28 protein-coding genes, 3 tRNA genes and 1 pseudogene are annotated in these 24,649 nt (G+C 71.4%); 13 read left to right on the forward strand and 19 right to left on the reverse strand.

Going from position 1 to position 24,649, the window contains the following annotated elements; genetic code table 11:
- The 4 genes and pseudogenes from A6Q79_RS04550 to A6Q79_RS04565 all read right to left on the reverse strand — a co-directional run.
- On the reverse strand, positions 1-481 hold a 481-nt coding region (locus A6Q79_RS04550), incomplete at its 3' end, for a reverse transcriptase-like protein (protein WP_317696656.1).
- Entirely contained in the window at positions 478-1,260 is a 783-nt protein-coding gene (locus A6Q79_RS04555; protein WP_286689425.1) for a zinc ribbon domain-containing protein, read from the reverse strand. The genes A6Q79_RS04555 and A6Q79_RS04550, both read right to left, overlap by 4 nt.
- The gene (locus A6Q79_RS04560) at positions 1,218-2,363 is read right to left on the reverse strand and encodes a Nif3-like dinuclear metal center hexameric protein (RefSeq protein WP_286689426.1); all 1,146 of its coding nucleotides are present in this window, start codon (positions 2,361-2,363) and stop codon (positions 1,218-1,220) included. Before A6Q79_RS04560 ends, A6Q79_RS04555 begins: the two co-directional genes overlap by 43 nt.
- Before the next feature lie 29 nt (positions 2,364-2,392).
- Positions 2,393-4,371, reverse strand: a pseudogene (locus tag A6Q79_RS04565) (DEAD/DEAH box helicase).
- 71 nt (positions 4,372-4,442) lie between these two features.
- Between A6Q79_RS04565 and A6Q79_RS04570 the strand changes: the two are divergent.
- Positions 4,443-4,793, forward strand: a complete 351-nt coding sequence (locus tag A6Q79_RS04570; protein WP_286689428.1) for a hypothetical protein — start codon at positions 4,443-4,445, stop codon at positions 4,791-4,793.
- A 27-nt stretch (positions 4,794-4,820) separates the two neighbouring features.
- On the opposite strand, the gene A6Q79_RS04575 is transcribed toward A6Q79_RS04570, so the two are convergent.
- From A6Q79_RS04575 to A6Q79_RS04590, 4 genes are all read right to left on the reverse strand, one after another.
- Positions 4,821-4,894, reverse strand: a tRNA-Val gene (locus tag A6Q79_RS04575).
- 184 nt (positions 4,895-5,078) lie between these two features.
- The gene (locus A6Q79_RS04580; RefSeq protein ID WP_286689429.1) at positions 5,079-5,384 is read right to left on the reverse strand and encodes a thiamine-binding protein; all 306 of its coding nucleotides are present in this window, start codon (positions 5,382-5,384) and stop codon (positions 5,079-5,081) included.
- Positions 5,384-5,839, reverse strand: a complete 456-nt coding sequence (locus A6Q79_RS04585; protein WP_286689430.1) for a peroxiredoxin — start codon at positions 5,837-5,839, stop codon at positions 5,384-5,386. Before A6Q79_RS04585 ends, A6Q79_RS04580 begins: the two co-directional genes overlap by 1 nt.
- 64 nt (positions 5,840-5,903) lie before the next feature.
- Positions 5,904-6,290, reverse strand: a complete 387-nt coding sequence (locus A6Q79_RS04590; RefSeq protein WP_067858566.1) for a DUF3052 domain-containing protein — start codon at positions 6,288-6,290, stop codon at positions 5,904-5,906.
- A gap of 220 nt (positions 6,291-6,510) precedes the next feature.
- On the opposite strand from A6Q79_RS04590, the gene aceE reads away from it, so the two are divergent.
- Positions 6,511-9,273 carry a pyruvate dehydrogenase (acetyl-transferring), homodimeric type gene (gene aceE, locus A6Q79_RS04595; RefSeq protein ID WP_286689431.1) on the forward strand — a complete coding sequence of 921 codons (2,763 nt, stop codon included), beginning with the start codon at positions 6,511-6,513 and terminating at the stop codon, positions 9,271-9,273.
- A 77-nt stretch (positions 9,274-9,350) separates the two neighbouring features.
- Positions 9,351-10,451, forward strand: a complete 1,101-nt coding sequence (locus A6Q79_RS04600; protein ID WP_286689432.1) for a phosphatase PAP2 family protein — start codon at positions 9,351-9,353, stop codon at positions 10,449-10,451.
- Here A6Q79_RS04600 and A6Q79_RS04605 read toward each other — a convergent pair.
- Positions 10,391-11,344, reverse strand: coding sequence for an alpha/beta fold hydrolase (locus A6Q79_RS04605; RefSeq protein ID WP_286689433.1), 954 nt, complete (start codon positions 11,342-11,344; stop codon positions 10,391-10,393). The two genes, A6Q79_RS04600 and A6Q79_RS04605, sit on opposite strands and share 61 nt — an antisense overlap.
- Before the next feature lie 74 nt (positions 11,345-11,418).
- On the opposite strand from A6Q79_RS04605, the gene A6Q79_RS04610 reads away from it, so the two are divergent.
- Positions 11,419-12,246, forward strand: coding sequence for an acyl carrier protein (locus tag A6Q79_RS04610; RefSeq protein WP_067858575.1), 828 nt, complete (start codon positions 11,419-11,421; stop codon positions 12,244-12,246).
- Between the two features lie 14 nt (positions 12,247-12,260).
- Here A6Q79_RS04610 and A6Q79_RS04615 read toward each other — a convergent pair whose 3' ends face one another.
- Positions 12,261-12,755 carry a DUF3145 domain-containing protein gene (locus tag A6Q79_RS04615; RefSeq protein WP_067861665.1) on the reverse strand — a complete coding sequence of 165 codons (495 nt, stop codon included), beginning with the start codon at positions 12,753-12,755 and terminating at the stop codon, positions 12,261-12,263.
- Positions 12,756-12,934: 179 nt separating this feature from the next.
- Between A6Q79_RS04615 and A6Q79_RS04620 the strand changes: the two genes are divergently transcribed.
- Complete coding sequence (locus A6Q79_RS04620) at positions 12,935-13,240, forward strand: GNAT family N-acetyltransferase (RefSeq protein ID WP_253023328.1); 306 nt, start codon at positions 12,935-12,937, stop codon at positions 13,238-13,240.
- A gap of 19 nt (positions 13,241-13,259) precedes the next feature.
- Here the strand turns inward: A6Q79_RS04620 and A6Q79_RS04625 are convergent, their stop codons facing one another.
- Positions 13,260-13,622, reverse strand: coding sequence for a hypothetical protein (locus A6Q79_RS04625; protein ID WP_317696671.1), 363 nt, complete (start codon positions 13,620-13,622; stop codon positions 13,260-13,262).
- 37 nt (positions 13,623-13,659) lie between these two features.
- Here A6Q79_RS04625 and A6Q79_RS04630 point away from each other — a divergent pair.
- The 4 genes from A6Q79_RS04630 (at position 13,660) to A6Q79_RS04645 (ending at position 16,444) form a co-directional block, all read left to right on the forward strand.
- Positions 13,660-13,736: transfer RNA gene (locus A6Q79_RS04630), tRNA-Ile, on the forward strand.
- A 259-nt stretch (positions 13,737-13,995) separates the two neighbouring features.
- Positions 13,996-14,436, forward strand: a complete 441-nt coding sequence (locus A6Q79_RS04635) for a hypothetical protein (RefSeq protein WP_144433757.1) — start codon at positions 13,996-13,998, stop codon at positions 14,434-14,436.
- A complete protein-coding gene (locus A6Q79_RS04640; RefSeq protein ID WP_144433758.1) occupies positions 14,433-14,840 on the forward strand; it encodes a hypothetical protein in 408 nt (135 codons plus the stop codon). Before A6Q79_RS04635 ends, A6Q79_RS04640 begins: the two co-directional genes overlap by 4 nt.
- Positions 14,841-15,253: 413 nt before the next feature.
- Positions 15,254-16,444: a heparan-alpha-glucosaminide N-acetyltransferase domain-containing protein gene (locus A6Q79_RS04645; RefSeq protein WP_286689435.1), complete on the forward strand. Its 1,191-nt coding sequence runs from the start codon at positions 15,254-15,256 to the stop codon at positions 16,442-16,444.
- Between the two features lie 6 nt (positions 16,445-16,450).
- Here the strand turns inward: A6Q79_RS04645 and A6Q79_RS04650 are convergent, their stop codons facing one another.
- Positions 16,451-16,669, reverse strand: a complete 219-nt coding sequence (locus A6Q79_RS04650; protein WP_067858595.1) for a DUF4287 domain-containing protein — start codon at positions 16,667-16,669, stop codon at positions 16,451-16,453.
- Between the two features lie 35 nt (positions 16,670-16,704).
- On the opposite strand from A6Q79_RS04650, the gene A6Q79_RS04655 reads away from it, so the two are divergent.
- Genes A6Q79_RS04655 through A6Q79_RS04665 form a run of 3 tightly spaced genes read left to right on the forward strand, consistent with a single transcriptional unit; the run spans position 16,705 to position 18,627 of the window.
- Positions 16,705-17,454 (forward strand): PIG-L deacetylase family protein, encoded by a 750-nt coding sequence (locus tag A6Q79_RS04655; protein WP_286689436.1) that lies wholly within the window; start codon positions 16,705-16,707, stop codon positions 17,452-17,454.
- Between the two features lies 1 nt (position 17,455).
- Positions 17,456-18,040, forward strand: coding sequence for a hypothetical protein (locus A6Q79_RS04660; RefSeq protein WP_286689437.1), 585 nt, complete (start codon positions 17,456-17,458; stop codon positions 18,038-18,040).
- Positions 18,041-18,069: 29 nt separating this feature from the next.
- Positions 18,070-18,627: a hypothetical protein gene (locus A6Q79_RS04665; protein WP_286689438.1), complete on the forward strand. Its 558-nt coding sequence runs from the start codon at positions 18,070-18,072 to the stop codon at positions 18,625-18,627.
- Positions 18,628-18,710: 83 nt separating this feature from the next.
- On the opposite strand, the gene A6Q79_RS04670 is transcribed toward A6Q79_RS04665, so the two are convergent.
- From A6Q79_RS04670 to A6Q79_RS04685, 4 genes are all read right to left on the reverse strand, one after another.
- Positions 18,711-18,783, reverse strand: a tRNA-Asn gene (locus A6Q79_RS04670).
- The gene (locus tag A6Q79_RS04675) at positions 18,774-19,379 is read right to left on the reverse strand and encodes a sigma factor-like helix-turn-helix DNA-binding protein (RefSeq protein ID WP_286689439.1); all 606 of its coding nucleotides are present in this window, start codon (positions 19,377-19,379) and stop codon (positions 18,774-18,776) included. Before A6Q79_RS04675 ends, A6Q79_RS04670 begins: the two co-directional genes overlap by 10 nt.
- Positions 19,380-19,477: 98 nt before the next feature.
- Positions 19,478-21,358: a DNA primase gene (dnaG, locus tag A6Q79_RS04680; RefSeq protein ID WP_286689440.1), complete on the reverse strand. Its 1,881-nt coding sequence runs from the start codon at positions 21,356-21,358 to the stop codon at positions 19,478-19,480.
- Between the two features lie 23 nt (positions 21,359-21,381).
- Positions 21,382-22,611 (reverse strand): deoxyguanosinetriphosphate triphosphohydrolase, encoded by a 1,230-nt coding sequence (locus A6Q79_RS04685; protein ID WP_286689441.1) that lies wholly within the window; start codon positions 22,609-22,611, stop codon positions 21,382-21,384.
- Positions 22,612-22,670: 59 nt separating this feature from the next.
- Between A6Q79_RS04685 and A6Q79_RS04690 the strand changes: the two genes are divergently transcribed.
- The gene (locus A6Q79_RS04690; protein ID WP_286689442.1) at positions 22,671-22,793 is read left to right on the forward strand and encodes a hypothetical protein; all 123 of its coding nucleotides are present in this window, start codon (positions 22,671-22,673) and stop codon (positions 22,791-22,793) included.
- A gap of 93 nt (positions 22,794-22,886) precedes the next feature.
- On the opposite strand, the gene mutM is transcribed toward A6Q79_RS04690, so the two are convergent.
- Genes mutM through rpmF form a run of 3 tightly spaced genes read right to left on the reverse strand, consistent with a single transcriptional unit; the run spans position 22,887 to position 24,646 of the window.
- Positions 22,887-23,741: a bifunctional DNA-formamidopyrimidine glycosylase/DNA-(apurinic or apyrimidinic site) lyase gene (mutM, locus tag A6Q79_RS04695; RefSeq protein ID WP_286689443.1), complete on the reverse strand. Its 855-nt coding sequence runs from the start codon at positions 23,739-23,741 to the stop codon at positions 22,887-22,889.
- A gap of 7 nt (positions 23,742-23,748) precedes the next feature.
- Positions 23,749-24,441, reverse strand: a complete 693-nt coding sequence (gene rnc / locus A6Q79_RS04700; RefSeq protein WP_353681404.1) for a ribonuclease III — start codon at positions 24,439-24,441, stop codon at positions 23,749-23,751.
- 19 nt (positions 24,442-24,460) lie between these two features.
- The gene (gene rpmF / locus A6Q79_RS04705) at positions 24,461-24,646 is read right to left on the reverse strand and encodes a 50S ribosomal protein L32 (protein WP_055965465.1); all 186 of its coding nucleotides are present in this window, start codon (positions 24,644-24,646) and stop codon (positions 24,461-24,463) included.
- Between the last annotated feature and the right edge of the window lie 3 nt (positions 24,647-24,649).

The raw sequence follows: 24,649 nt of genomic DNA on the forward strand, positions 1-24,649 counted from the left end.
CGTCGTCGGCGGGTCGTGGGGCGCTGGTCTCCTGCCGGACGCCGGGGCCGACGACGGCGGGCTTGCCCGTGCGCGCCTGCGCGTCGAGCGCCTCGTTCGCGAGCGCGTCGGCGGCGGCGTTGCGCTCCCGCGGCACCCACGTCCAGTCCGTGACCGCTCCTGCGAGCTCTCGGGCCTGCGCCGCGAGCGGCTGCATCGAGGGGTGCTTGACCTTCCATCGGCCCGCCATCTGCTCGACGACCAGCTTGGAGTCCATGCGGACCTCGACGTCGGCACCCGGTGCGTGCTCGGCCGCGAGCTCGAGACCGGCGATGAGGCCGCGGTACTCGGCGACGTTGTTGGTGGCGGTGCCGATCGTCTCGCCCCGCGTGGCGATCACCTCGCCGGTGTCCGCGTCGCGCACGAGGGCTCCGTAGGAGGCGGGTCCCGGGTTGCCCCGTGACCCGCCGTCGGCCTCGACGACGACGCGGGTGGTACTCACAGCCCGGACTCGGCCGTCCGGACGAGGATGCGGCTGCACTCGGGGCAGCGCAGGACGTCGTCCTCCGGGCGGGCTGCCAGCTCGCGCAGGTCGGCCCCGTTGAGCTCCAGGCGGCATCCCTCGCAGCGACGCGCCCGCAGCGCGGCAGCGCCGAGCCCGCCGTACTGGCCCCGGACCTTGTCGTAGAGCGCCAGGAGGTCCTTCGGGACGGCCGGCGCGGTCGACTCGCGCTCGCTCTGCACCGAGACGATCTCGTCGTCGATGGCGGCGACGGCGGCGTCGCGCGCCGCGGTGACGTGCTCGAGCTCCGCGACCAGGGCGTCGTGGTCGGCCGTGACGGCACGCAGCTCCGCCTCGGCGATCTCGAGGTCCTCCATGACGGTGAGCTCCTCGTCCTCGAGCGTCCCGATGCGGCGCTCGAGCGCACCCAGCTCGTGCTGCAGGTTCTCGAGGTCCTTGGGGTTGGTGATCGCCCCGGAGGAGAGACGCTCCTCGTCGCGCGTGCGTCGCGCCTTGACCTGCTCGACCTCCGCCTCGGCCTTCGCCTGCACCCGGGCGAGGTCGCTGACCTTCGTCTCGACCTCGATCTGGCGCCCGCGCAGCTGCGCGACCTCCTGCGTCAGCTCCTCGATGCGCGCGATCTCGGGCAGGGTGCCGCGTCGGTGCTGCAGACGGGCGAGGGCGGAGTCCTGGGTCTGCAGCTCCAGCAGGGTCTGCTGGGCGGACGGTTCGGCTTTCAGGGGGTCCTCCTGGGTGCGGGAGCCAGCGCGTGCGACCAAGGATCGGTCACGAGCGTCGACACGTGGACGTCAACCGTATCGCCCAGCCGGTCCTGCAGTGCGGACGCCGCCACCGGCAGCCACGTCCACTCCGCCGCCCAGTGCGGCACGTCGACGACGGCGCATGCCCCCGGACGCTCGAGGTGCTCGCTCACCGGGTGGTGCTTCAGGTCGGACGTGACGTAGACGTCGGCGCCGGCCGCGTCGGCCGTCGACAGCAGGAAGTCGCCCGATCCGCCGCACAGCGCGACCGTGCGCACCGTCCGGTCGAGGTCGCCGGCCACGCGGGTGGCGCTGCCGTGCGCGGGGAGGGTGCGGTGGACGTGCTCGACGAACTCCCCCAGCGTCGTGGGCTGCGCGAGCACGCCGATGCGTCCGCTGCCGCGGTCGCTCGGTCGCGCTGCCGTGGGCAGGAGGAGGTAGGAGACCTCCTCGTAGGGGTGGGCCTGCAGCAGGGCGGAGCGGACGGACTCACGCACCGCGGCCGGGGCCACGAGCTCGAGGCGGGTCTCCTCGACGTGCTCGAGCGCCCCGACCTCGCCGATCGCCGGGTTGGCGCCGGCGAGCGGCCGGAACGAGCCCGTGCCGTCGGAACGGAAGACCGCCGAGTCGTAGTCGCCGATGCTGCCGGCACCCGCCTCGTGCATGGCAGCGGCCACCGCGTCGGCGTCGGCGCGCGGCACGTGCACGACCCACGCGTCGAGCCCTGGATCGGTGTCGACGTCGAGCGGGCGGACGTCGGTGAGCCCGAGGGCCAGGGCCATCGACTCCGAGACGCCGAGCGGCGGCGAGTCGGCGTTGGTGTGACAGGTGTGCAGGGCCACCTCGTGCGAGGCGAGGGTGTGCACGACCCGGCCCTTCGGCGTCGTGGCAGCGACCGACGTGACGCCCTTGAGGTACAGGGGGTGGTGCGTGAGGAGGAGGTCGGCTCCGCGGGCGACGGCCTCGTCGGCGACCGCCTGGACGGGGTCGACGGCGAGGAGGATGCGTGACACCTCGGCGTCCGGGTCGCCGACGACGGTGCCCACGGCGTCCCAGTCGTCGGCCCACCGCGGGTCGTAGAGCTCGTCGAGCACGCGGACGACGTCACGCAAGGTCGGCATGGCGGCCACCCTACGACCCGACCGCGGCCCTACCCCACCGAGCCGAGCGCGAACGGCAGCACCGCGTCGGCCCCGGCGAGGCGCAGCTCGCGCGACGCCACGGCCATGGTCCAGCGGCTGTCGACGAGGTCGTCGACGAGCAGAACCGGACCGGAGAGCCCGGCGAGCGCCTGCTGCAGGTCGTCGGGTACGACGAACCGCCCCCACACGCCCGCCAGCCGGAACGCGCTGTTGCCTCCCTGCGTGGCCGGGGGTGCGCCCGGCGCCAGCTGCAGGGTCGGCAGCAGCGGGAGTCGGCCGAGCCGCGCGAGCCCCTCGGCCACCGATGCGACCAACGTGGGGCGCGCGACCGACGGCATCGCGACGACCGCCACCGGCCGCTCCGCCCAGGGCCAGTCGCGCAGCGCCCGCGCACAGGCACCGAGCAGCGACTCCGGCACGGCGACGTCGGGCGCGCCCGTGGCGAACAGCTCGCGCAACGTGCCGCCCCAGCCAAGGTCGGTGAGTCGTGCGACCACCCGCCCGGTCTCGGGCCGCTCCGCGGGCGGGATGCGACCCGAGACGTCCACCCCGAGCCGGCCGACGCCGGACGGCCACTGCGCCCGAGGGTCGACGGGCACCCCCACACGGTCGAGCGACTGCGTGGCCCGCGCGACGGCCTCGCCGTCGGTGCTCGTCGGGTACCAGGGGCCTGCGCACACGTCGCAGCGGCCGCAGGGCGCGGCGGTCGGGTCGTCGAGCTGGCGCTGCAGCAGCTCCATCCGGCAGGTGCGACCGGCCTGGTACTCGAGCATGGCCTCCTGCTCGGCCTCGCGCGCCTGTGCGATGCGCTCGTACCGCTGCGCGTCGTAGACCCACGGCTCCCCCGTGCTGACCCAGCCGCCCTGCACACGGCGCACGGCACCGTCGACGTCGAGCACCTTGAGCAGCAGCTCGAGCGGTGTGCGACGGATGTCGACCTGCGCCTCCAGCGCAGCGACCGACGTGGGCGTGCTGCCCAGGGCGCCGAGCACCGCGTCGACCTTGGCCTGCGTCGGCATCGACGCCGTCGCGAAGTAGCGCCAGATGTCGGCGTCCTCCGGCCCGGGCAGCAGCAGGACGTCGGCGGACTCCGTGGCGCGGCCCGCGCGGCCGACCTGCTGGTAGTACGCGACGGGCGAGGACGGCGCCCCGAGGTGCACGACGAAGCCCAGGTTGGGCTTGTCGAAGCCCATGCCGAGCGCGCTGGTGGCGACGAGGGCCTTCAACTGGTCGTCCTTCAGCGCCTGCTCGAGCCGCACGCGCTCGTCGGGGTCGGTGCGTCCCGTGTAGGCCGCCACCTCGTGCCCCGCCTCGGTGAGCAGCCGCGCGAGGTCCTCCGCCGCCGAGACCGTGAGGGTGTGGGCCCGGAGGCACCGAGCTGCTCCTCGACATCGGTGACCACCCGCTGGTTGGCGGTGGCGGTGGTGGCCAGCACCGGCACGCCGTCGGGCATCGAGTCGATGAGGTCGGCGAGGCGTCGGTAGTCGGGCCGGAAGTCGTGGCCCCAGTCGGAGATGCAGTGCGCCTCGTCGACGACGAGCAGGCCGATGCGGCGGCGCAGCTCGGGCAGCTGCTCGTCGCGGAACCGGGGGTTGGTGAGGCGCTCGGGCGACACGAGCAGCACGTCGACGTCGTCGGCGTCGAGCCGGGCCCGCACGTCGTCCCACTCGTGCGCGTTGGCCGAGCTGATCGAGACGGCCCGCACCCCGGCGCGCGCGGCGGCGGCGACCTGGTCGCGCATGAGGGCGATGAGCGGGGACACCAGGAGCGTGGGACCGGTGCCCCGCGCGCGCAGCAGCGAGGTCGCGACGAAGTAGACCGCCGACTTCCCCCAGCCGGTGCGCTGGACGACGAGCGCGCGCCGGTGGTCGTCGACGAGGGCCGTGATCGCCTCGAGCTGCCCGTCGTGGAACTGGGCGTCGGGTCGGCCGGTGAGGCGACGCAGGGCGTCGAGCGCGTCCGTGGCGGTGGCGGTGGAGGTGGTCACCCGGTCATCGTGTCAGGCGCTGCCGACACCGGCTCCTTGCCGCGTCGCGCCCTGTGGACGACAGTGGGCGCATGCGTCGCGCGCTCGCCGTCGGCACCCTCGTCCTGCTCCTCGGCTGCTCGGGTGCGCCCGCCACCGTGACCGCTCCGGACCTGCAGTGCGGGCAGGACCGCACGACGGACGCGGCGAAGGACGTCGTGGAGAAGGTCGGTGGCCTGCGCACCGACGACGTCGTCGTGCGCCTCGCCCGCAGCACCCCTGCCGGCATCGTCGCGCTGGTCGACGGTGACGTCGAGCGGGCATACCGCCTCCTGCACGACCGCTACGGCGTGGCCGTCGTTGCCCAGGCCGAGGGCGACGGCGTCGCGGACGGTCTGGCGCAGATCGAGCGCCTCGTCCGCTCGTCCTGCCCGCAGGGCTGAGACGACCCGGCGGACGGGGTCCTCGGGTGGGCGAAGAGGGACTCGAACCCCCGACCGCTCGGGTGTAAGCCGAGTGCTCTGACCAGCTGAGCTATTCGCCCCGGGTGCATCCGGCGAGTGCGTCGGACGCCTGGGAACCCTACCGCACGCGAGCGCGACGACCTGGTCCCCGACAGACAGAGGCTGCGGCCGCCGGGGTCTCGGGTCCCGGGCGGCCGCAGCACCCCCATCATGGCGCAGCACGGGTGTCGCGCGCAGCCGTTTGGGCGGGAAACTCGGGCGAATTCAGCCGTCGTCGCGCAGGTGCGCCTCCAGCCGCTCGACCTTGGCCGTCAGCTGGCCCGTGAACCCCGGACGGATGTCCGCCTTCAGCACGAGCGAGACCCGCGACGAGACCGCCGCGACGGCGTCGACGGCAGCCTTCACCACCGCCATCACCTCGTCCCACTCCCCCTCGATCGTCGTGAACATCGACGTTGTCTCGCACGGCAGGCCCGACGCACGGACGACCCGCACGGCCTCGGCGACTGCGGCCGCCACCGACCCCGACTCGTCGGCGCTGACCGGGCTGACGCTGAACGCGGCGAGCATCAGAGCTCGGCCAGCGCGGCGCGGTAGGCGTCGAAGTCGCGCGCCTGGCCGATGGGGTGCTCCACCTTCCAGCGCAGGACGCCCTCGGCGTCGACGAGGTAGGTGCCGCGCTCGGGCGCGCCCGCGCCCTCGTTGAAGATGCCGTAGGCGCGGCTGACCTCGCCGTGCGGCCAGAAGTCGCTCAGCACGGGGAACGTGAGGCCCTCCGCGTCGGCGAAGGCGCGGTTGGAGAAGAAGTGGTCGCAGGAGATCGCGAGCACCTCGACGTCGCTGTCGGCGAAGGCGCCGATGTTGTCGCGGATCTCGCAGAGCTCACCGGTGCAGATGCCGCTGAAGGCGAACGGGAAGAACACGAGCGCCACGGGACGTCCGCGGAAGGACGACAGGGCGACGTCCTCGCCGTGCTGGCTCTTGAGGGTGAAGTCGGGGGCGGTCTGGCCTACGTCGATCGTCATGGCCCCAGCCTAGGACGCGACGAACCTCCGGAGCCCCAGCGCGGGCCGCGAAGAACCCTGGGACTCAGCGCTTGTGGGTGGAGAGCTTGGTGGCGGCCCACTCGGCCGACGCCGAGGAGGTCGTGGTCGTCGACAGGCCCGCGACGGGAGCCGCCTCGGCGATGTCGGCGCCGGTCACGTAGCCCGGTCGCCCGACCTTGGGCGTCAGCACCCAGATCGACCCGCCCTCGGCGAGGTCGGAGAGCGCGTCGAACAACGCGTCGACGAGGTCGCCGTCGTCGTCGCGCCACCAGAGGATGACGCCGTCGACCACCTCGTCGGACTCACCGTCGACGAGTGCGTGGCCCACGATCTCCTCGATCGCGGAGCGGAGCTCGTTGTCGACGTCCTCGTCCCAGCCCAGCTCCTGGATGACGGTGTCGGGGCTGAAGCCCAGCCTCGCGGCGTCCAACGGTTCTCCTCAGTTCGTCCGGTGGTGTGGTCCCACTCTGGCACGCCTGGAGGGGCGGTGCCGCCCGGGACCGGGTCGGGTGCGGCGGTGGTCGAGAACCTACTGCAAAGTAGGGGATTTTCCTACTGATCGGTAGATGTTCACAACGTCCGCCGGTGTCACCCTAGCGAATCCGGCGTGGAAAGATGGAGAGGTCCACAAGACGTCCCAGGAGTCGCACATGCCCACCGGCCAGTCCCCCACCGAGCGCCCCGCTGTCATCCACGAGGGGCTGCCGACGCAGCTGCCCGACATCGATCCCGACGAGACGTCCGAGTGGCTCGCCTCACTGGACCAGATGGTCGACGAGCGAGGCCGCTCCCGCGCCCGCTACGTCATGCTCAAGCTCCTCGAGCGGGCCCGCGAGCAGAACGTCGGCGTGCCGGCGCTGCGCAGCACCGACTTCATCAACACGATCCCGCCCGAGCACGAGCCGTGGTTCCCCGGCAACGAGGCGATCGAGCGACGCATCCGCTCCTACATCCGCTGGAACGCGGCCGTCATGGTCTCGCGCGCGAACCGGCCCGGCCTCGGCGTGGGCGGCCACATCGCCAGCTACCAGTCGGCGGCCAGCCTCTACGAGGTCGGCTTCAACCACTTCTTCCGCGGCAAGGACCACCCCGGCGGCGGCGACCACATCTACTTCCAGGGCCACGCAGCGCCCGGCATCTACGCCCGCTCCTACCTCGAGGGCCGCCTGAGCGAGCAGCAGCTCGACCGCTTCCGCCAGGAGCACTCCCACGGCCCGGGCCAGGGACTGTCGTCCTACCCGCACCCGCGTCTCATGCCCGATTACTGGGAGTTCCCGACGGTCTCCATGGGTCTCGGCGGCATCAACTCCATCTACCAGGCGCGGTTCAACCGCTACCTGCACGACCGCGGCATCAAGGACACCAGCCAGCAGCACGTGTGGACGTTCCTCGGCGACGGCGAGATGGGCGAGCCGGAGTCGCTCGGCGCCATCGGCCTCGCCGCGCGCGAGGAGCTCGACAACCTCACGTTCGTCATCAACTGCAACCTGCAGCAGCTCGACGGCCCGGTGCGCGGCAACGGCAAGATCATCCAGGAGCTGGAGTCGTACTTCCGCGGCGCCGGCTGGAACGTGATCAAGGTCGTGTGGGGCCGAGAGTGGGACGACCTCCTCGCCCGCGACGTCGACGGCGTGCTTGTCAACCAGATGAACCGCACGCCCGACGGTGAGTTCCAGACGCTGTCGGTGGAGTCCGGCGCGTACAACCGCGAGAACTTCTTCGGCCCCGACCCGCGCCTGCGCGCCATGGTCGAGCACCTGAGCGACGAGGACATCGAGCGCCTGCCGCGCGGCGGCCACGACTACCGCAAGGTCTACGCCGCGTTCGACGCCGCCCAGAAGCACACCGGCCAGCCGACCGTGATCCTGGCGCACACCATCAAGGGCTGGCTGCTCGAGTCCTTCCAGGGCCGCAACGCCACGCACCAGATGAAGAAGCTGACGAAGGACGACCTCAAGGGCTTCCGCGACCGGCTCAACATCCCGGTCAGCGATGCGCAGATCGAGGGCGACAACCTCGCGCCGTTCTACCACCCGGGCGAGGACAGCGAGGAGATCCAGTACATGCGCGCCCGCCGCGACGCGCTGGGCGGCGGACTCCCGTCGCGTCGGGTCGATCCCGCGTCGGTCAAGCTCCCGGAGCCCGACACCTACTCGGCGCTCTCCAAGGGCTCGGGCAAGCAGCAGATCGCGACGACGATGGCCTTCGTGCGCCTCCTGCGCGACCTCATGAAGGACCCCGAGATCGGCCGCCGCATCGTCCCCATCGCGCCCGATGAGTACCGCACGTTCGGCATGGACTCGATGTTCCCGTCGGCGAAGATCTACAACCCGGCCGGCCAGACGTACGAGTCGGTCGACCGCAAGCTGCTCCTGGCCTACAAGGAGTCCGAGAAGGGCCAGCTGCTGCACGAGGGCATCAGCGAGGCCGGCGCGATGGCGTCGGCGATCGCGGCCGGCAGCGCCTACTCCACGCACGGCGAGCCGATGATCCCCGTCTACCTCTTCTACTCGATGTTCGGCTTCCAGCGGACCGCCGACTCGATCTGGGCGATGGCCGACCAGCTCGCGCGCGGGTTCCTCATCGGTGCCACCGCGGGTCGCACGACGCTGACCGGTGAGGGCCTCCAGCACGCCGACGGCCACTCCCCCCTCATCGCGCAGACCAACCCGGCGGTCGTGCACTACGACCCCGCGTACGGCTACGAGATTGCGCACATCGTCAAGGACGGCATGCGTCGCATGTACGGCACGTCCGACGACCGTCCGCACGGCGAGGACGTCCTCTACTACCTGACGGTCTACAACGAGCCGATCAACCAGCCGGCCGAGCCGGAGGACCTCGACGTCGACGCGCTGCTCAAGGGCGCCTACCTGTACCGCCGCGGCGAGCGCGGTCGGCACACGGCCCGGATCATGGCCTCGGGCGTCGCGCTGCCGTGGGCGCTGAAGGCGCAGGAGATGCTCGCCGAGCAGTACGACGTGAAGGCCGACGTCTGGTCCGTCACGTCGTGGAACGAGCTCGCGCGCGACGCGGTCGCCGCCGAGAAGTGGAACCTCAACAACCCGGGCGAGTACCAGCGGGTCCCGTGGATCACGACGCAGCTCATGGACCACGCGAACGTCACGCTCGCGGTGAGCGACTACATGCGGGCCGTCCCCGACCAGATCGCCCGCTGGGTCCCCGGACCGTGGCAGTCGCTGGGCGCCGACGGCTTCGGCTTCGCCGACACGCGCGCCGCCGCACGTCGCGTGTTCCAGATCGACGCGGAGTCGATCGTCGTCTCGGTGCTGCAGAGCCTCGCGCAGCAGGAGCTCGTCGAGCAGTCGGTCGTGCGCGACGCCTTCACGTCGCTGCGCATCGACGACCCGACCGCCACCCGCGGTGTCGCCCAGGAGGGCGGCGACGCCTGACGAACCGCCCTGGGGCGCCGACCGCGACGGTCGGCGTCTCAGGGAACTCCTAGCCGATGCACCCTAGGATGTTGCCCATGCGTCGTTGGCCGTACACCTTTGCCGTCGCGCTGTCCGTGGCGGTCACGGGCGCCGCGGTGTTCTCCTCCCTCTACCTCGATCTGCCCATGAAGGACCCCGAGGGGTTCCTCGGACCGGCGTACGTGCGCCTCCCGCTGCTGGCGCTGCTGTTCTTCGCCGCCGGCATCGTGCCCGCCGCCGTGCGTCGTCGCGGCTGGAAGCAGATCGGCGAGGGCGCGCGCGAGGTGGTGCGGGAGGAGTGGTCGCTCAAGCGGGTCGGCTACATCGCGACCGGACTGATCACCTTCTACGCGAGCTACGTCAGCTACCGCAACCTCAAGAGCTACCTGCCCACGTACCGCGAGGGCGTGCTGTTCGACCGCCAGCTCCTCGAGCTCGACCACTGGCTCATGTTCGGCCACAACCCGGCCACGGTCCTGCACAACCTGCTCGGCACCGACGTGATGGCGCACGTGCTGTCGTTCGCGTACATCGCCTACCTGCCGCTCATCCCCATCACGCTGGGCGCCTTCCTGGTGCTCAACCGCGACTTCTCGATCGGCGCCTGGTACGCCACGGCGCTGTGCCTCAACTGGATCCTCGGCGTCCTCAGCTACTACGCGCTCCCGACCCTCGGCCCGGCGTTCGCGCAGCCGTCGATGTACTGGGACCTCGCCACGACCGACGTCACCGAGCTGCAACGCTCGTTGTTCCGCAACAGGGTCGACGTGCTCACCGACCCGTGGGCGAGCGAGAAGATCCACGGCGTCGCGGGCTTCGCCTCGCTGCACGTCTCGGTGACGTTCACCGCGGCGCTGTTCATGCAGCGCACCGGCCAGAAGCTCGCGATCCGCGCGATCACCTGGGCGTTCTTCGTGGTCACCGTCCTGGCGACCATCTACTTCGGCTGGCACTACCTGGCCGACGACATCGCCGGCATCGTCATCGGCTGGGCGTCGGTGTCGCTGGGCGCCTGGGCGTCGGGGAACCGAGGGCGGCGCAAGCGACGAGGCCTGGCGCCGGTCGACGAGCAGCCGGTCCAGCCGGTTCAGCCGGTTCAGCCGGCCACGGTCACCGCGCCCGGTCCCGGCGGCGGCTCCGGGTCCATCACGGGCTGACCCTGGCGCAGCATCGCGCGCCAGGTGCTGCGGTGGTAGGTGGCCGGGTCGGTCGCGGCCACGAAGTCGTGGAGGATCTGCGCGAACTGCTCCGGGTGGTCGCGGTGCGGGAAGTGGCCCGCGTCGGGCAGCACGTGCACGTGCGACCACGCCTGGCTGCGTGCGACATCGGCGTGCGAGGCGGGTATGACGAGGTCGTCGGCGCCCCAGACGACGAGCACGGGGATGATGCGCGCCAGGTAGGTCCGGTCGATCATCGTGACGAACTGGCCGCGCCAGTCGAGCACGTGGCTCGTGACGCGTTGCACCGCGTGGCGGGCCCGCGGGTCGGCGAAGGACTCGTAGATCGCGGCCACCTCGCCGAGGTCGCGCAGCTGACGGACGCCCGTGCGCGAGAGTCCGCGCATGCTGGCGGCGACCGCCCGGCGCCACGGGCGCAGGGTCGCGAGGCCGAGCGCCGTGCCACTGCCGGGCAGGGTCAGGAAGCGGATGAGCGGCGTGACCTCCTTGCCGAGGCCACCCGACGACACCAGCGCGATCCGCTCGGTGCGGTCGGGGTACTGGTAGGCGAACTGCATCGCCACCCCACCGCCGAAGCTGTGGCCCACGACCGTCACCTTGTTGATGCCGAGGATCGTCAGCAGGTCGCGCATGCCGTTGGCGTAGCCGCCGAGCGAGTAGTCGGCGTCGGGCTTGTCGGACTCGCCGTGGCCGAGCAGGTCGGGCGCGATCACCGTGTAGTGCTCCGCGAGCGCGTCCATGACGGGCTCCCAGGTGCTGGACTCACAACCCAGGCCGTGCAGTAGGAGCAGGGCCGGCCCCTTGCCCTTGCGTCGGTAGGCGCGACGGTAGCCGTGCACCACCACGAACTGCAGGTCGTCGCCGCTGGTCATCGACCCATCGTAGGAGGTGGCGGGTTCGGCCGCGCCGGAACCGAGCACGTCGAGTGGCTCGTTAGACTGGCGCCGTGCCCACCCCAGCCGAGGTCCGCGCACAGCTGACCGACATCCTCGTGACCGTCGTCGAGTGCACCCCCGACGAGGTGCGCGACGACGCCCGCCTCGAGGACCTCGGCGTCGACTCGCTCGCCGCCGTCGAGGTCGCCGACGAGCTGGGTCGTCGCTTCGGCGTCCACCTCGAGGACGCCACGGTCGACACGCTCGTGACCGTCGACGACGCCGTCCGTGCCGTCGTCGAGCACCGACCTGCCGGCCGCCGTGGTCGTCGTGGTCCTGCCGTGGCGGTGACCCTCGGCGCCGAGGGTCGCGAGCGGGCACCGGGCGAGCGCAGCCTCGCGGGCCGCGCCGACGCGCTCTGGCGGCTCGCCATGTGGTTCGTCGTGGCCGGTCTCGTGATCGGCGGAGGCCTCGGCTTCGCCGGCGCCACCGTGGTGCGCGCGACGGGTCTGGGCGGTGTCGAGCTGCCGCCGATCTCCGGCCCGACCGCCCCTGCGACGCCGTCGAGCAGCCCGTCGGCGAGCCCGTCGCCGACGCCGTCCGCGACGCAGGAGCCGGAGGAGAAGCCGACGTTCTCGGTCGAGAGCGACCGCATCGCCGCCGGCCAGCGGTTCACGATCTCCGGACGGTTCCCCTCCCTCGGCGAGGGCCAGCTGCTGCAGGTGCAGTCCCGCGACCCGGGCGCCGACTGGGAGGACTTCCCCGTCTCGCTGCAGACCCGCGAGGGCGGCCGGTTCCAGACCCAGATCTACACGTCACGTCCCGGCGAGCGGGAGTTCCGCGTGTTCCACGAGGACAGCAACACCGCGTCGCCGTCCGCGAAGGTCACGATCGGCTGAGCGAGCGCGCCGGGTCAGACGACCTGGTGCAGCCAGCGGACCGGAGCGCCCTCACCGGCGTGCCGGAACGGCTCGAGCTCGGCGTCCCACGCCACCCCGAGCAGACCGTCGAGCGCCTCGTCCATGGTGATCTCACCCAGCGCCGCCTTGACCCGGAACGCCTTGATGCGGTCCTCGGGGATGAGGACGTCGCCGTGCAGGCCGGTCATCGCGTGGAAGATGCCGAGGGTCGGGGTGAAGGAGAACCGTGCCCCCTCGCTCGCGGCGGTCGGCTCCTCGGTGACCTCGAAGCGGAGCCGGTCCCAGCCACGCATCGCCGACGCGAGGGCCGCAGCGGACCCTGCCGGGGCTTGCCACGACAGCTCGGCCCGGTACGTGCCGGCCTCCGCGGGCTGGGACTGCCAGTCGAGGTCGACGCTGTCGCCGAGGACGCCCGCGGCCGCCCACTCGACGTGCGGGCACAGCGCGGACGGCGCGGAGTGGACATACAGGACTCCACGGGTGGGGATGCTCATCGTGCCTCCTAGCTCGAGATCCGCCTTCCCCAGCGACCTCACGGAGCCACGCGTCATCAGTCCGCGTTGCGCCCATGGTAGCCACAGCAGCCTCCTCGGCACCACCCCCGCGTCGGCGCGACACTCCCGAGCGGTCGGTCGCGACCGTCGGCGGCGCATGTGACGATGAGGTCATGACCTCCGTCGTGCAGGACAACCCGAGCGCTTCCCGCTTCGAGATCACCGTCGACGACGAGCTCGCCGGCTGGGTCGACTACCGCGCCGACGGCGACGTGTACGCCCTGCCCCACACCCGCGTGCTCCCCGCGTTCGAGGGTCGCGGCATCGGCTCGGAGCTCATCGTCGGCACCCTGCGCGAGCTGGCCGAGCGCGACGCGCAGGTGCTGCCGTTCTGCCCGTTCGTGCCCAAGGTGATCCGCGACCACCCCGAGTTCCTCGACCTCGTGCCGGCCGACCAGCGGGGCATGTTCGGCCTCTGAGCGCGACGTCGCGGCCGGCTCAGCCGACCACGTGCACGTCGATGCCCCGTGAGCGCCACAGGTCGGCGATGTCCTCCGCGTCCTCCCACGCCTCGACCACGCGGTAGCCGTCCTTCTCGAGCTGGTCGTAGGGCACGTCGTGCTGCTGCAGCCAGTCCAGCGTCAGGTCGCGCCACACGAACTCCCGCGACGTCACCACCAGCACCGCACGCCCCTGCTCGTGCGCCGCACGCACCGCCTCGACCACCTCCGGCCGCGGCGGGCAGTCGCGCGACGCCGAGTGGAAGGCCGCGAAGTCGCGCTCGTCCCCCGCCACGTGGTGCAGGATCGACGACACGTCGACCAACGTCCCGTCCAGGTCGGCGATCACGGCGTCGGTCATGGGCCCAGTCTGCCCGCTCGCTAGGCTGTGCACCCCTGGGGCGGTAGCTCAGCCGGTCAGAGCAGAGGACTCATAATCCTTGGGTCGTGGGTTCGAGCCCCACCCGCCCCACCACAGGTCACGACGCAGCACGTCCCTCGCGAGGCTTGTCATCCTTTGCTCGACACCTGAAACACTGCCCGCTTCCCCGGCCCGCGTGGGCAAGCCCACGAACCGCTAAGAGCGTCATCATCGGGATTTCGCCATCTTCCCGTACGCGGCGGACCAAGCCGACGATGCACCCAAGGGAAGATGGACCGGGGTGGCTTCGAGTGCGATGCGAGAGAACTTTGAGCTATCGAGACCTGTTCGTCGGCGTCGTGACGATCAGAACGTGGACATCAACATGCACTGCATCCCAACGAGGGAATCCACGTTTGTCTCCGACAACTGCACATCTCGAAGGATTCGACCGCACCGAAAGAAGGAAATGTCAGACGGCGCAGGCAGCCTTTCCCGTATGTCACCGAACAAGGTTGCGGCAGTGATGGCTCTTGCCGCGACCCTGGTCCAGATCTACTGGCGGGTGAGCATGTACTGGCACAACGACGCGAGGTTAGCGCGCCATTTCTCAACCGTTCGCGATCTCATGCAAGAAGTCCGCTGGCGTCAGCCGATCCGTCGCATCCGCCGACGCCGAGAGATCATGAGTCTTCTTGCAGATTATCCCGACGAGATCTTCAACTATCGTCGCGTGTACTGGGAAGTCGTGGCGTGGGCTCTGCTCCTTCTTGCATCGGCCTACGCGGCATTCGGAACGTTGTCGCAGCGATGAGCGGGTCGCTCCGCAAAGTGTTGCAGCGACGGCGACGGACTTTCGCAGGGCTTCAGTCGCAATCGAACCCGAACCGCACGCACCGCTGGGTGGTGGTCGACATAAATGCGCTGCCGCGAGAACAGGCCTATCGACCGGACACCGAAAAATGGGCCGCGCGTGTCAACTGGCGGCGAGTCAATCGAGTGGTCACCCAGTTGTTCGAGGCAGAACGATTGGATGACTACGAGGCAGTGGACCGCGCGAGTCGATGGATGCTCCGGCGCAATCGTCTGGCGGTCGACAGTCTCGTCTCGTGGCCCATCGACGCGGATAGCGTGCAGATCACGAACGGGATCCACCGGATCGCTGCGATGCGCATGCAGGGCGTTCAATTCACGATCGGCGCCGACTTCGCCCGCTAGCTGAACAGCGTCGTTGATCTCCGCGGGGTCGATCGCCGAAGTTCGACAACCCAGTCCGACCGTGGCCCGAGTTGCGTTCATTCAAGAGAGGGCCAGGTCACTGCAATCGGTCGTGGTTCGACGACCGCAGATCGTTGAGTGCCTTCAAGTTTCGCTCAGGTTGCAGATACTTCATGACCACGGACGTGCGGGAGGGGTCGACGCTCACTGCTGTACACGGGGGTCGCGATCCGATCGACACCTGGCACGGGCCCCGCGATACTCACCATCCTTCAGTTGAACTCGCTCCGCCCACCACGAACATGACACTGCACTGCACCCGACGAGCGGGCGCGCGGCGCGCCCTCACGACGCTCTCAGCCGGGCAGGGCATGCTCGGCTCGACAGGTCGGGGACGAGGCAGCGAGGTGGCGATGACCGTCGTCGAGGAGGGCGCCCCGTCGCGCCGACGTGTCGGACCCGTCGAGCGGCTGCGCCGGTTCGGCCGACCACCCCGCATCGTCGGCATCGACGTCGCCCGTGGGCTGGCCGTGCTCGGGATGGTCGGCGCCCACCTGGGCGACACCCACGACGACATCACCTGGTCCGACCCGTCCACCTGGGACGGCATCGTCAACGGACGCTCCTCGCTGCTGTTCGCGATGCTGGCCGGCGTCTCCATCAGCCTCATCTGCAAGGGTCGCGCACGACCCGGGGACACCGGCCTGCAGATGACGCTCGTGCGACGCGGTCTGCTGATCCTCGTCATCGGCCTCGCCATCGAGCTCCTGAACACCGGCGTCGGCGTCATCCTGCCGCTCTACGGGCTGCTGTTCGTGGCGTCGACCCTCGTCCTGCACTGGAGCACGCGACGGCTCTGGACGGTGGCCGTCCTGCTCGCGGTGGTCGCGCCGTTCGCGGTCGCGTTGGCGCACGCGCTCAGCCTCGCCGCGTCGGGCCCCGGGCTCCACCTCACGCTGTTCGGCCTCTACCCCGTCACCGCGTGGCTCGCCGTGCTCCTGGCCGGCATGGCCGTCGGCCGTCTGCACCTCACCCGCGCACGCGTGGCGGCGGGGCTCCTGCTCGGGGGCGTCCTGGTCGCCACGCTCGGGTACGGCGCGGGCCACGTCATCGGCTCGGACCGGGACGACCTCGTCGCCTACCTCGGCTGGGACGCACCGGACTACACCGACGACCTCGGCAACCCCACCAACGAGCCCGGCTACCTCACCCGGCTCGAGCAGTCCGACGAGATCCAGCACGTGTGGAGCACCGCGATGCAGTACAAGCCGCACACGGCCGGTGCCCCCGAGATCGTCGGGTCCGGCGGGCTCGCAGTCGCCGTCATCGGACTCTGCCTGCTCCTCGCCCGACGACTGCGTGCCGTGCTGCTCCCCCTCGCGGCCTTGGGCTCCATGCCGCTGACGGCCTACACCGGACACCTGCTCCTGCTCACCGCGCTGGCCGGCGGTCCCTTCGGCGGGTACGTCGGCGTCAGCAACACCGTCTGGGCAAGCACCAGCGTCGGCCTGCTCGTGCTGGCGACGCTCTGGGTCGCATTCGTCGGGCGGGGGCCGCTCGAACGCCTCGTGGCACGTGTCAGCCGCCCCCGTGCCGAGGGTTGAGCGACCTCAGCCCTCGGGGTGCTGCTTGAGCCAGGCCACGAGCGCGTTGGCGTGGCCGTGGCCGAGCCCGTGCTCGTTCTTCAGGTACGCCACCTTCTCCATGTGCGCGACGTCGCCGAGCCCGCGCAGGAGGTCGAGCCAGTGCTCGATGCTCTCGCCGTAGCGCTTCTCGATCGACGGGAAGTACGACGCGGGTCCCTGCGTCGGCCACTGCTGCTCAGCCATGGCCCGACCCTAGCCGCGCCCCGTAGCCTGACGCCATGACCGACGAGGCGCCCGTCCCGCTCACTCCGCTCGACGAGGACTGGGAGCGGGCGCTCGTCGTCGTCGCCCACCCCGACGACGTGGAGTTCGGCGCCGCTGCCGCCGTCGCCCGCTGGACCGAGCAGGGCAAGACCGTCGTCTACTGCATGGTCACGAGCGGGGAAGCCGGCATCGACGCCCTCGCGCCCCAGGAGTGCCGGACGCAGCGCGAGGCCGAGCAGGTCGAGTCCGCGCGCATCGTCGGCGTCGACGTCGTCGAGTTCCTCGGCTTCCCCGATGGCGTCGTCGAGCAGACCGTGGCCCTGCGGGCCGCGATCGCCCAGCAGGTCCGACAGCACCGGCCCGACGTCGTCGTCACCGTGAACCACCACGACACCTGGGGCGGAACCGCACCGAACCAGGCCGACCACGTGGCCGTCGGGCGCTCGACCATCCACGCCGTGCAGGACGCCGGCAACCGGTGGATCCACCGCGAGCAGCTGCTCGACGGGCTCGAGCCCTGGGGCGGCGTCCGGCAGGTGTGGGTGTCCGGCTCCCCCGCCGCGACGCACGGTGTCGACACCTCCGCCACCTTCGACCGCGGGGTCGCGTCACTGGAGGCCCACCGCGCCTACATCGACGGGCTCGGCTGGGAGCACTTCGACGCCGCCGCGTTCCTCGAGGGGATGTCGCGGCCTCTCGGCACCCGCATGGGCGTCACCCACGCGGCCGCGTTCGAGGTCGTGTCGATGACGTGGGGCGACTGACGTGCCCGACCAGTACGACACGACCCATGGCGTCCATCACGTGCCCGCCTTCCTCGTGCGGGGGCGTCCGGCCCTGCGCGCCGAGCGGCACGAGGTCCTCGACCCCACTGGTGCGACCCTGGCCTTCGCCGAACGTCGTCGTTCGTGGGGACCGGGGGCGACCACCGTGTTCCACACCGACGAGGCCCGCACGCGCGAGACGTTCCGCAGCGAGGTCCGTGGCCGCCCGAACCTCGGGGCACGTCACGTGGTCGTCGCCGCCGACGGTCGTCCGCTCGGGTCCTTCCGCAAGCAGGCGGCCCGCAGCCTCGTCCGCACGACCTTCGTGCTCGAGGCCGAGGGGCTGGCGGGCACGGCGCAGGAGCGCAGCGGCTTCCTCGCGCTGGAGCGGCGGCTCAGCAGCGACACGCCGACCCGCCGGATCGCGGTCGACGTCATCGACGACGTCACCGGACAGCCGCTGCTGTCGGTCGCCCGCGCACCCGGGGAGCGCTCGACGTACGCCGTGGACGTGCCCGACCCCCGCGTCGACGTGCGCCTGGCCGCAGCCTTCGTCGTGGGACTGCTCGGCATGATCGACCACTGAACGGCCTCTCGAGCCCCTAGGCTCTCGGCGTGACCACCGTGCAGCACGTCCCGTCGTTCACCGTCAACCAGAAGCTGGCGATGACCACCAACCGCTACGAGGTCGTCGGCCCCGACGGCGCCCTCCTCGCCGTCGCGCAGCAGAAGCGCCTCGCGCTCAAGGAGAAGGTGACGTTCTACACCGACGAGTCCCGGCGGCAGGAGGCGTTCACGTTCGGCGCCCGCAACGTGATGGAGCTGCGCGGCGCCTACGACGTCGTCGCGGCCGACGGCACGCCCCTCGGCACCTTCCGCAAGCAGTTCGGCGCCTCGCTGATGCGCACCACCTTCACGCTCGAGGGCGACAGCTTCGTCGGCACCGGCCAGGAGCGCAGTCAGCTCGTCGCGGTGCTGCGCCGCTTCACCGATCTGCCCTTCCTGAAGATGCACTTCGACGTCGTCGACGACGCGACCGGCCAGCCGCTGCTCTCGGTCGAGCGCGCGACGTCGGTGCGCGACCGCTACGAGGTCTCCGTGCCCGACCCCCGGGTGGACGTCCGCCTCGCCGCCGCGTTCGCGGTGGGCATGGACGCGCTCCTCGGCCGCTGAACGACAGCAGGGGGCCGCTGACGCGAGAAGGGGACCGACGCTGCTGCGTCGGTCCCCTTCTCGTCGCCCTGGCGGGCAGCGTGCTCCCCCGATTGGACTCGAACCAATAACCCTTCGATTAACAGTCGAATGCTCTGCCAATTGAGCTACGGGGGAATGTCTCCCACTCGGGGAGCACGGTCGGTAACTCTACCAACCCCCTCGCGCAGTCTCGACAGGGCCCGGTCACCAATCCGACGCACCGTCGAGACAGGGAGGTCGAGGCGGCTCGCGACGTCGACCCACGGGGTCGGGCAGGCGCCCTCCGGCGTCGTGCTGAACCGGGCCATGAGCACGGTTCGCTCACGAGGCGGGAGGCCGGCCAGGTGTCCGGCGACGACGCCCTCCACGCCGTCGACGTGAGGACCACGCGGCTCCGGGACGACGTCGTGGGGCACCTCTGGACGCGCTTCGCGATGGGCGTGCAGGGCCCGGGTGATCCACGGCCACGCGTACGTCGCGAGCCGGGCGCCACGGTCGGGATCGAAGCAGGCCACGGCCGACATCAGGGCCAGCACGGCCACCTGCAGCGCGTCGTCCACGTCGTCGCCCCGGAAGCCCAGCGCCCACACCCGCAGGGCCGCCAGGCGCAACGACCGGCGCAGCAGCACCGCCCGCGCGTCGTCGTCACCCCCACGCGCGAGGACGGCCAACCGATGCTCCTCCTCCGCGGTGAGCGACGGCTCGCCCAGCAGACGGCGCACCAGGTCCATGGCTCCACCCTCGGCGCCGGGCCGCACCGGCTCCAGCACGACCCCGCCGCCTGTGGACACCCGCCCGCCGGACCCGCCCGTGCGGGCGGGCCTGGGGACTACTCGCCGCCCAAGGTGCGGTTGCGCAGCTGACGGAACTCCGCCTCCCGCGCGAGCAGGTCGGTGAAGACCGCGCGGTACTCCTCCTGCTGCTCGGCAGGGTCGGTGCGCTGCAGCTTGGAGCGCAGGTCGTTGACCTGGCGTCCGACCGTGAGCAGCCGCAGCCGCGTCATGATCGCCGCGACGACGCGCGCCGTGGCCCCCTCTGTCGAGCTGAGCGGCTCCATCGCGGCGACGGAGAGCACGCGCCGCAGGTCGTCGGAGACGAGCGCGTCGGACACCCGTGGCACGAAGGTCGGGTCGGGCTGCGCCGGGAGGCCGACCGTCGTCATCGTGCGCCACAGCTCCAGCGCGACGGGGTGTGTGAAGTCGCCGTCGTCGAGCTCCTCCGCGTGCGGACGCGCCAGGTGCGGGTGCTGCGCCAGCGCCTTCAACGCCTCACGCTCGTCGGCGAACTGGGGCGCGCCGAAGCTGACGAACGGCTGCGGCGGTGGCGCGGGTGCCGGCTTGGCCGACTGCTGCGCCGGGGCCCGGCGTTCCGGCTTCGTCGGGGGCCGGTACCGACGGTGCTCGGCCCGCACCTGGTCGACGTCGACCCCCACGCGCGTGGAGATCTCGCGCAGGAACTCCTCGACCTTGCTCTTGTCGCGGATCGACGTCGCGAGACCGACCGCCTCACGCACCGCGTCGACCCGCTGGTCGGCACGGTCGAGGTCGTAGCGCAGCAGCACGTTCTCGAGCACGAAGCGGTACAGCGGGATCCGGGCGTCCACGAGCGCCCGGACGCCGGCGTCGCCGTCGGCGATCCGCAGGTCGCACGGGTCCATGCCGCGCGGCTCGACCGCGACGTACGTCTGCGCGGCGAACTGCTGGTCGCCCTCGAACGCCTTCATGGCCGCCCGCTGCCCCGCCTCGTCGCCGTCGAACGTGAACACCACCTCGCCGTGCATGGCACCGTCGTCGAGCAGGATCCGCCGCAGCACCTTCGCGTGGCCCTCGCCGAACGCCGTGCCGCACGTCGCGACCGCGGTGCGCACCCCGGCCTCGTGGCAGGCCATCACGTCGGTGTATCCCTCGACGACCACCGCCCGGCTCTCCGAGGAGATCTGGCGGCGTGCGAGGTCGATCCCGTAGAGCACCTGGCTCTTCTTGTAGATCGGGGTCTCGGCGGTGTTCACGTACTTGCCCTGCATGAAGTCGTCGTCGAACATGCGTCGGGCGCCGAAGCCGATGATCTCGCTGGTCATCTCGCGGATCGGCCAGAGCAGACGTCCTTGGAAGACGTCGAACAGGCCCCGCGTCGAGCGGCGCGCCAAGCCGCCGACGACGAGCTCGTCGTCGGTGAACCCCTTGCCCTTGAGGTGCCCGAGCAGCGCGGTGCCCGATCTGGGGGCCCAGCCCATGGCGAACGTCTCGGCAGCCCGCTGGTCGAAGCCCCGGTCGGTGACGAACTGGCGCCCGATCGACGCCTCGGGCGACGACGCCAGCGTCTGGGCGTAGAACTCACCGGCGAGACGGTGCGCCTCGAGCAGGCGCTGTCGCTGCTGCGGGTCGCGGCGAGGTCCGCGTGACTCGCCCTCCTCGTAGCGCAGCTGGATGCCGTACTTCGCCGCGAGCCGCTCCATGGCCTCCACGAAGCTGAGGCCCTCGATCTTCTGGATGAAGGCGATCGCGTCGCCGCCCTCGCCACAGCCGAAGCAGTGGAAGGTGCCGCGGGCCGGGTTGGCGTGGAACGACGGCGTCTTCTCGTCGTGGAACGGGCACAGGCCCTTCATGGTGCCGCCCGAGCGCCGCAGCGTGACGTACTGCTCGACCACCTCGTCGATGCGGGCGCGTTCGCGGACGAGCTGGATGTCCTCGTCGTTGATCAGGCCCGCCACGGGTCGATCCTAGGCGGTGGGCGTCAACCGAGGAGCCGGTCGGCCCACAGCCTCGCCGACCCGTCGGTCAGGCTCGCCACCTGGTCGATGACGACGCGTGTGCGGGCGGCGTCGTCGGTGGCACGACGCAGGTCGGCACGGAACTCCGGCTCGAGGTGCTCCTCCCCCGTCGCGAGGAGACGCGCCACGAGTGCGCCGAGCGCCTCGCGTTGCGTCGCGAGCTGACGTGCCCGGTCGTCGGCGAGCATCACGTAGTGCGCGGCCACGGCCTTGAGGACGGTGATCTCGTCGCGCGTGGCCTGCGGCACCTCCAGGTCGGCGGTGTAGCGGGTGAGCGGTCCAGGCCCCCACCGCTCGACGGTGGCACGCTGCGCGCTCACGGCGAACCGGCCGATGAGCGCGCTCGTCAGGCTCTTCAGCACGGCGAGGGCCTCGCGGCTGCCGTCGAACTCGGCGCGCGGCCACTCCGGCAACGCCCGCAGCCGCTCCAGCGCGCCCCCGAGCCGGTCGTCGTCGGCGCTCGCGTCGTACCAGTCGCGGGCGACGGCGTGCACCCCGTCGAGGTCGAGCCGTCCGGGCAGCAGGCTGAACCAGCCACCCACGACCGCGTCCTCCACGTCGTGCACGGAGTAGGCGATGTCGTCGGCGAGGTCCATCACCTGCGCCTCGATCGGGCGACGCCACGCCGGAGCGCCGGCCCGCAGCCAGTCGAAGACGGGTCGGTCGTCGGCGTAGACGCCGAACTTCGGGCCGCCCCCGGGCGCCTCGCCGCGTGCCCACGGGTACTTGACGCAGGCGGCCAACGTCGCGCGCGTGAGGTTCAGCCCGACGCTGCGGCCCGCGCCGTCGACCGTCTTCGCCTCGAGGCGGGTCAGGATCCGCAGCGTCTGCGCGTTGCCCTCGAAGCCGCCGACGTCCGCCGCCGCCTCGTCGAGCGCGGCCTCGCCGTTGTGGCCGAACGGCGGGTGCCCGACGTCGTGGGAGAGGGCGGCGCAGTCGACGACGTCGGGGTCGCAGCCGAGCGAGGCGCCCAGCTCGCGCGCCACCTGCGCCACCTCGAGAGTGTGGGTGAGCCGGTTGCGCACGAAGTCGTCGAACCCGGCCCCCATGACCTGCGTCTTCGCCGACAGCCGGCGCAGTGCGGCGGAGTGGACGACGCGGCCGCGGTCGCGCTCGAACGGCGTGCGCCCTGCCCGCTTCGTCGGCTCCGCCACGACCCGGGCGCGCGCCTCGATGCCGTAGGGACTCTCCACGGGACGCAGGCTACCGAAGCGCCCCGACCCTGCGGCGTGGGTCGCAGCACAGTGAGGTCATGACCCGTTCGGTCGCGGTGCTCTCCGACGTCCACGGCGTCCTGCCCGCTCTCGACGCGGTCCTGGCCGAGCCCGCGGTGAGGTCGACGGACATGGTGGTCGTCACCGGCGACCACACGTGAGGCCCACAGCCGGGCGAACGTTCGGTCCGCGCAAGGAACGCTGACTCACCCTGATTCCCTCACGGCATGGGAATCAGCGCCACCGGAACGGGCTCAGAAGCGGCCGTTGCGAGGCCGGGGCTGGCAGCGGGGACAGGTGAAGGAGCTGCGGTTCATGAAGGCGTCGCGGCGGATCGGCGTCCCGCACCGCGGGCACGGCTCGCCCTCCTGCCCGTACGCGGCGAGGGACCGGTCGAAGTAGCCGCTCTGGCCGTTCACGTTGACGTACAGCGCGTCGAAGGACGTGCCGCCCTGCTCGAGCGCCTCGCCCATGACGTCGACGACGTGGCCGAGCAGCGCGTCGACCTCCTTGGCGCGCAGGTTCTCCGTCGCGCGGGCATAGTGCAGCGGCACGCGCCACAGCGACTCGTCGGCATAGATGTTGCCGACGCCGGAGATCAGCGTCTGGTCGAGCAGGGCCCGCTTGACGCCCGTGCGCCGACGACGCAGCCGCGTGGCGAAGAGGTCGCGGTCGAACCGCGGGTCGAGCGGATCGCGCGCGATGTGCCCGATCGTGACAGGCACCTGCTCCTCGTCGACGTCGGCCAGCATCATGCCGCCGAAGATCCGCTGGTCGACGAACCGCAGCTGACGGCCGTCGTCGAGGTCGAGCACGATCCGCAGGTGTCGCGGCGGCGGCGCGTCGGCGTCGCTGATGAGCATCTGTCCGCTCATGCCGAGGTGGCAGAGCAGGGCCTCCTGGCCGTCGAGCACGAGCCAGAGGTACTTGCCGCGACGCCGTGCCGCGTCGAACCGTCGACCGACGAGACGCGGGACGAAGTCGGCGGCGCCGGGCAGGTGCCGCTTGAGGGACCGGACGTCGTGCACCGTGACGGCGACGATCGTGCGGCCGACGACGTGCGTGTCGAGGCCGCGGCGGACCACCTCGACCTCGGGGAGCTCAGGCACGGACCGGTCAGACCTCGACGGCGTCGGCCGGGGTCACCTCGGCGGTGATGGCACGCCACGCGATCTCGGCGACCTGCTGCTCGGCCTCCTTCTTCGAACGCCCGGTGCCGCCGTCGTAGCGCTGCTCGCCCACCACCACGGACGCCGTGAACGTCTTGTCGTGGTCGGGGCCCTCGCTCTCGAGGACGTAGCGGGGGACGCCGAGGTCGTGGTTGGCGGCGATCTCCTGCAGCGACGTCTTCCAGTCCAGCCCGGCGCCGAGGTCGGCCGCGCGGGCGATGAACGGGTCGAACACGGCGTGAACGACCTGCGACGCGCGCTCGATGCCGAACTGCACGTACACGGCACCGATCACCGCCTCGACGGTGTCGGACAAGATCGACGACTTGTTCCGACCGCCGGTGGCCTCCTCGCCCCGTCCGAGGCGCAGGTGCGAGCCCAGGTCGAGCGTGTGCGCTACCTCCGCGAGCGCCTTCGCGCTCACGACGGCAGCACGCAGCTTCGCGAGCCGGCCCTCGGCGAGGTCGGGGTGGTTGGTGAAGAGCGCGTCGGTGACGACGAGCCCCAGCACCGAGTCGCCCAGGAACTCCAGGCGCTCGTTGTTGGGCAGGCCCCCGTTCTCGTACGCGTACGAACGGTGCGTGAGGGCGTGCTCCAGCAGCTCGGCGTCCAGGTCGGGGACGCCGAGCACCTCCTTCAGGGCCTCGTGGCCCTGAGGATCAGAGGACCTGGCGACGCTCGCCACGCGCGCCGTACTGTCCGCACTCGCCGCACGCACGGTGCGGGACGACCTTGGAGTCGCAGGCGGGGTTGGCGCAGTCGACGAGGGTGGTCGCCGTGGTCTTCCACTGCGACCGGCGGTGGCGCGTGTTGCTGCGCGACATCTTCCGCTTCGGAACGGCCACGAT

The organism is Aeromicrobium sp. REDSEA-S32_B7 (assembly GCF_001626145.1).
Lineage (GTDB): Bacteria > Actinomycetota > Actinomycetes > Propionibacteriales > Nocardioidaceae > Aeromicrobium > Aeromicrobium erythreum.

Excerpts from the sequence above, each read along its gene's own strand:
- A6Q79_RS04560 (WP_286689426.1), bottom strand. The coding sequence starts at position 2,363 with ATGCCGACCTTGCGTGACGTCGTCCGCGTGCTCGACGAGCTCTACGAC.
- A6Q79_RS04570 (WP_286689428.1), top strand. The coding sequence starts at position 4,443 with ATGCGTCGCGCGCTCGCCGTCGGCACCCTCGTCCTGCTCCTCGGCTGC.
- A6Q79_RS04580 (WP_286689429.1), bottom strand. The coding sequence starts at position 5,384 with ATGCTCGCCGCGTTCAGCGTCAGCCCGGTCAGCGCCGACGAGTCGGGG.
- A6Q79_RS04585 (WP_286689430.1), bottom strand. The coding sequence starts at position 5,839 with ATGACGATCGACGTAGGCCAGACCGCCCCCGACTTCACCCTCAAGAGC.
- aceE (WP_286689431.1), top strand. The coding sequence starts at position 6,511 with ATGCCCACCGGCCAGTCCCCCACCGAGCGCCCCGCTGTCATCCACGAG.
- A6Q79_RS04600 (WP_286689432.1), top strand. The coding sequence starts at position 9,351 with ATGCGTCGTTGGCCGTACACCTTTGCCGTCGCGCTGTCCGTGGCGGTC.
- A6Q79_RS04605 (WP_286689433.1), bottom strand. The coding sequence starts at position 11,344 with ATGACCAGCGGCGACGACCTGCAGTTCGTGGTGGTGCACGGCTACCGT.
- A6Q79_RS04620 (WP_253023328.1), top strand. The coding sequence starts at position 12,935 with ATGACCTCCGTCGTGCAGGACAACCCGAGCGCTTCCCGCTTCGAGATC.
- A6Q79_RS04625 (WP_317696671.1), bottom strand. The coding sequence starts at position 13,622 with ATGACCGACGCCGTGATCGCCGACCTGGACGGGACGTTGGTCGACGTG.
- A6Q79_RS04640 (WP_144433758.1), top strand. The coding sequence starts at position 14,433 with ATGAGCGGGTCGCTCCGCAAAGTGTTGCAGCGACGGCGACGGACTTTC.
- A6Q79_RS04645 (WP_286689435.1), top strand. The coding sequence starts at position 15,254 with ATGACCGTCGTCGAGGAGGGCGCCCCGTCGCGCCGACGTGTCGGACCC.
- A6Q79_RS04650 (WP_067858595.1), bottom strand. The coding sequence starts at position 16,669 with ATGGCTGAGCAGCAGTGGCCGACGCAGGGACCCGCGTCGTACTTCCCG.
- A6Q79_RS04655 (WP_286689436.1), top strand. The coding sequence starts at position 16,705 with ATGACCGACGAGGCGCCCGTCCCGCTCACTCCGCTCGACGAGGACTGG.
- A6Q79_RS04675 (WP_286689439.1), bottom strand. The coding sequence starts at position 19,379 with ATGGACCTGGTGCGCCGTCTGCTGGGCGAGCCGTCGCTCACCGCGGAG.
- A6Q79_RS04690 (WP_286689442.1), top strand. The coding sequence starts at position 22,671 with ATGACCCGTTCGGTCGCGGTGCTCTCCGACGTCCACGGCGTCCTGCCC.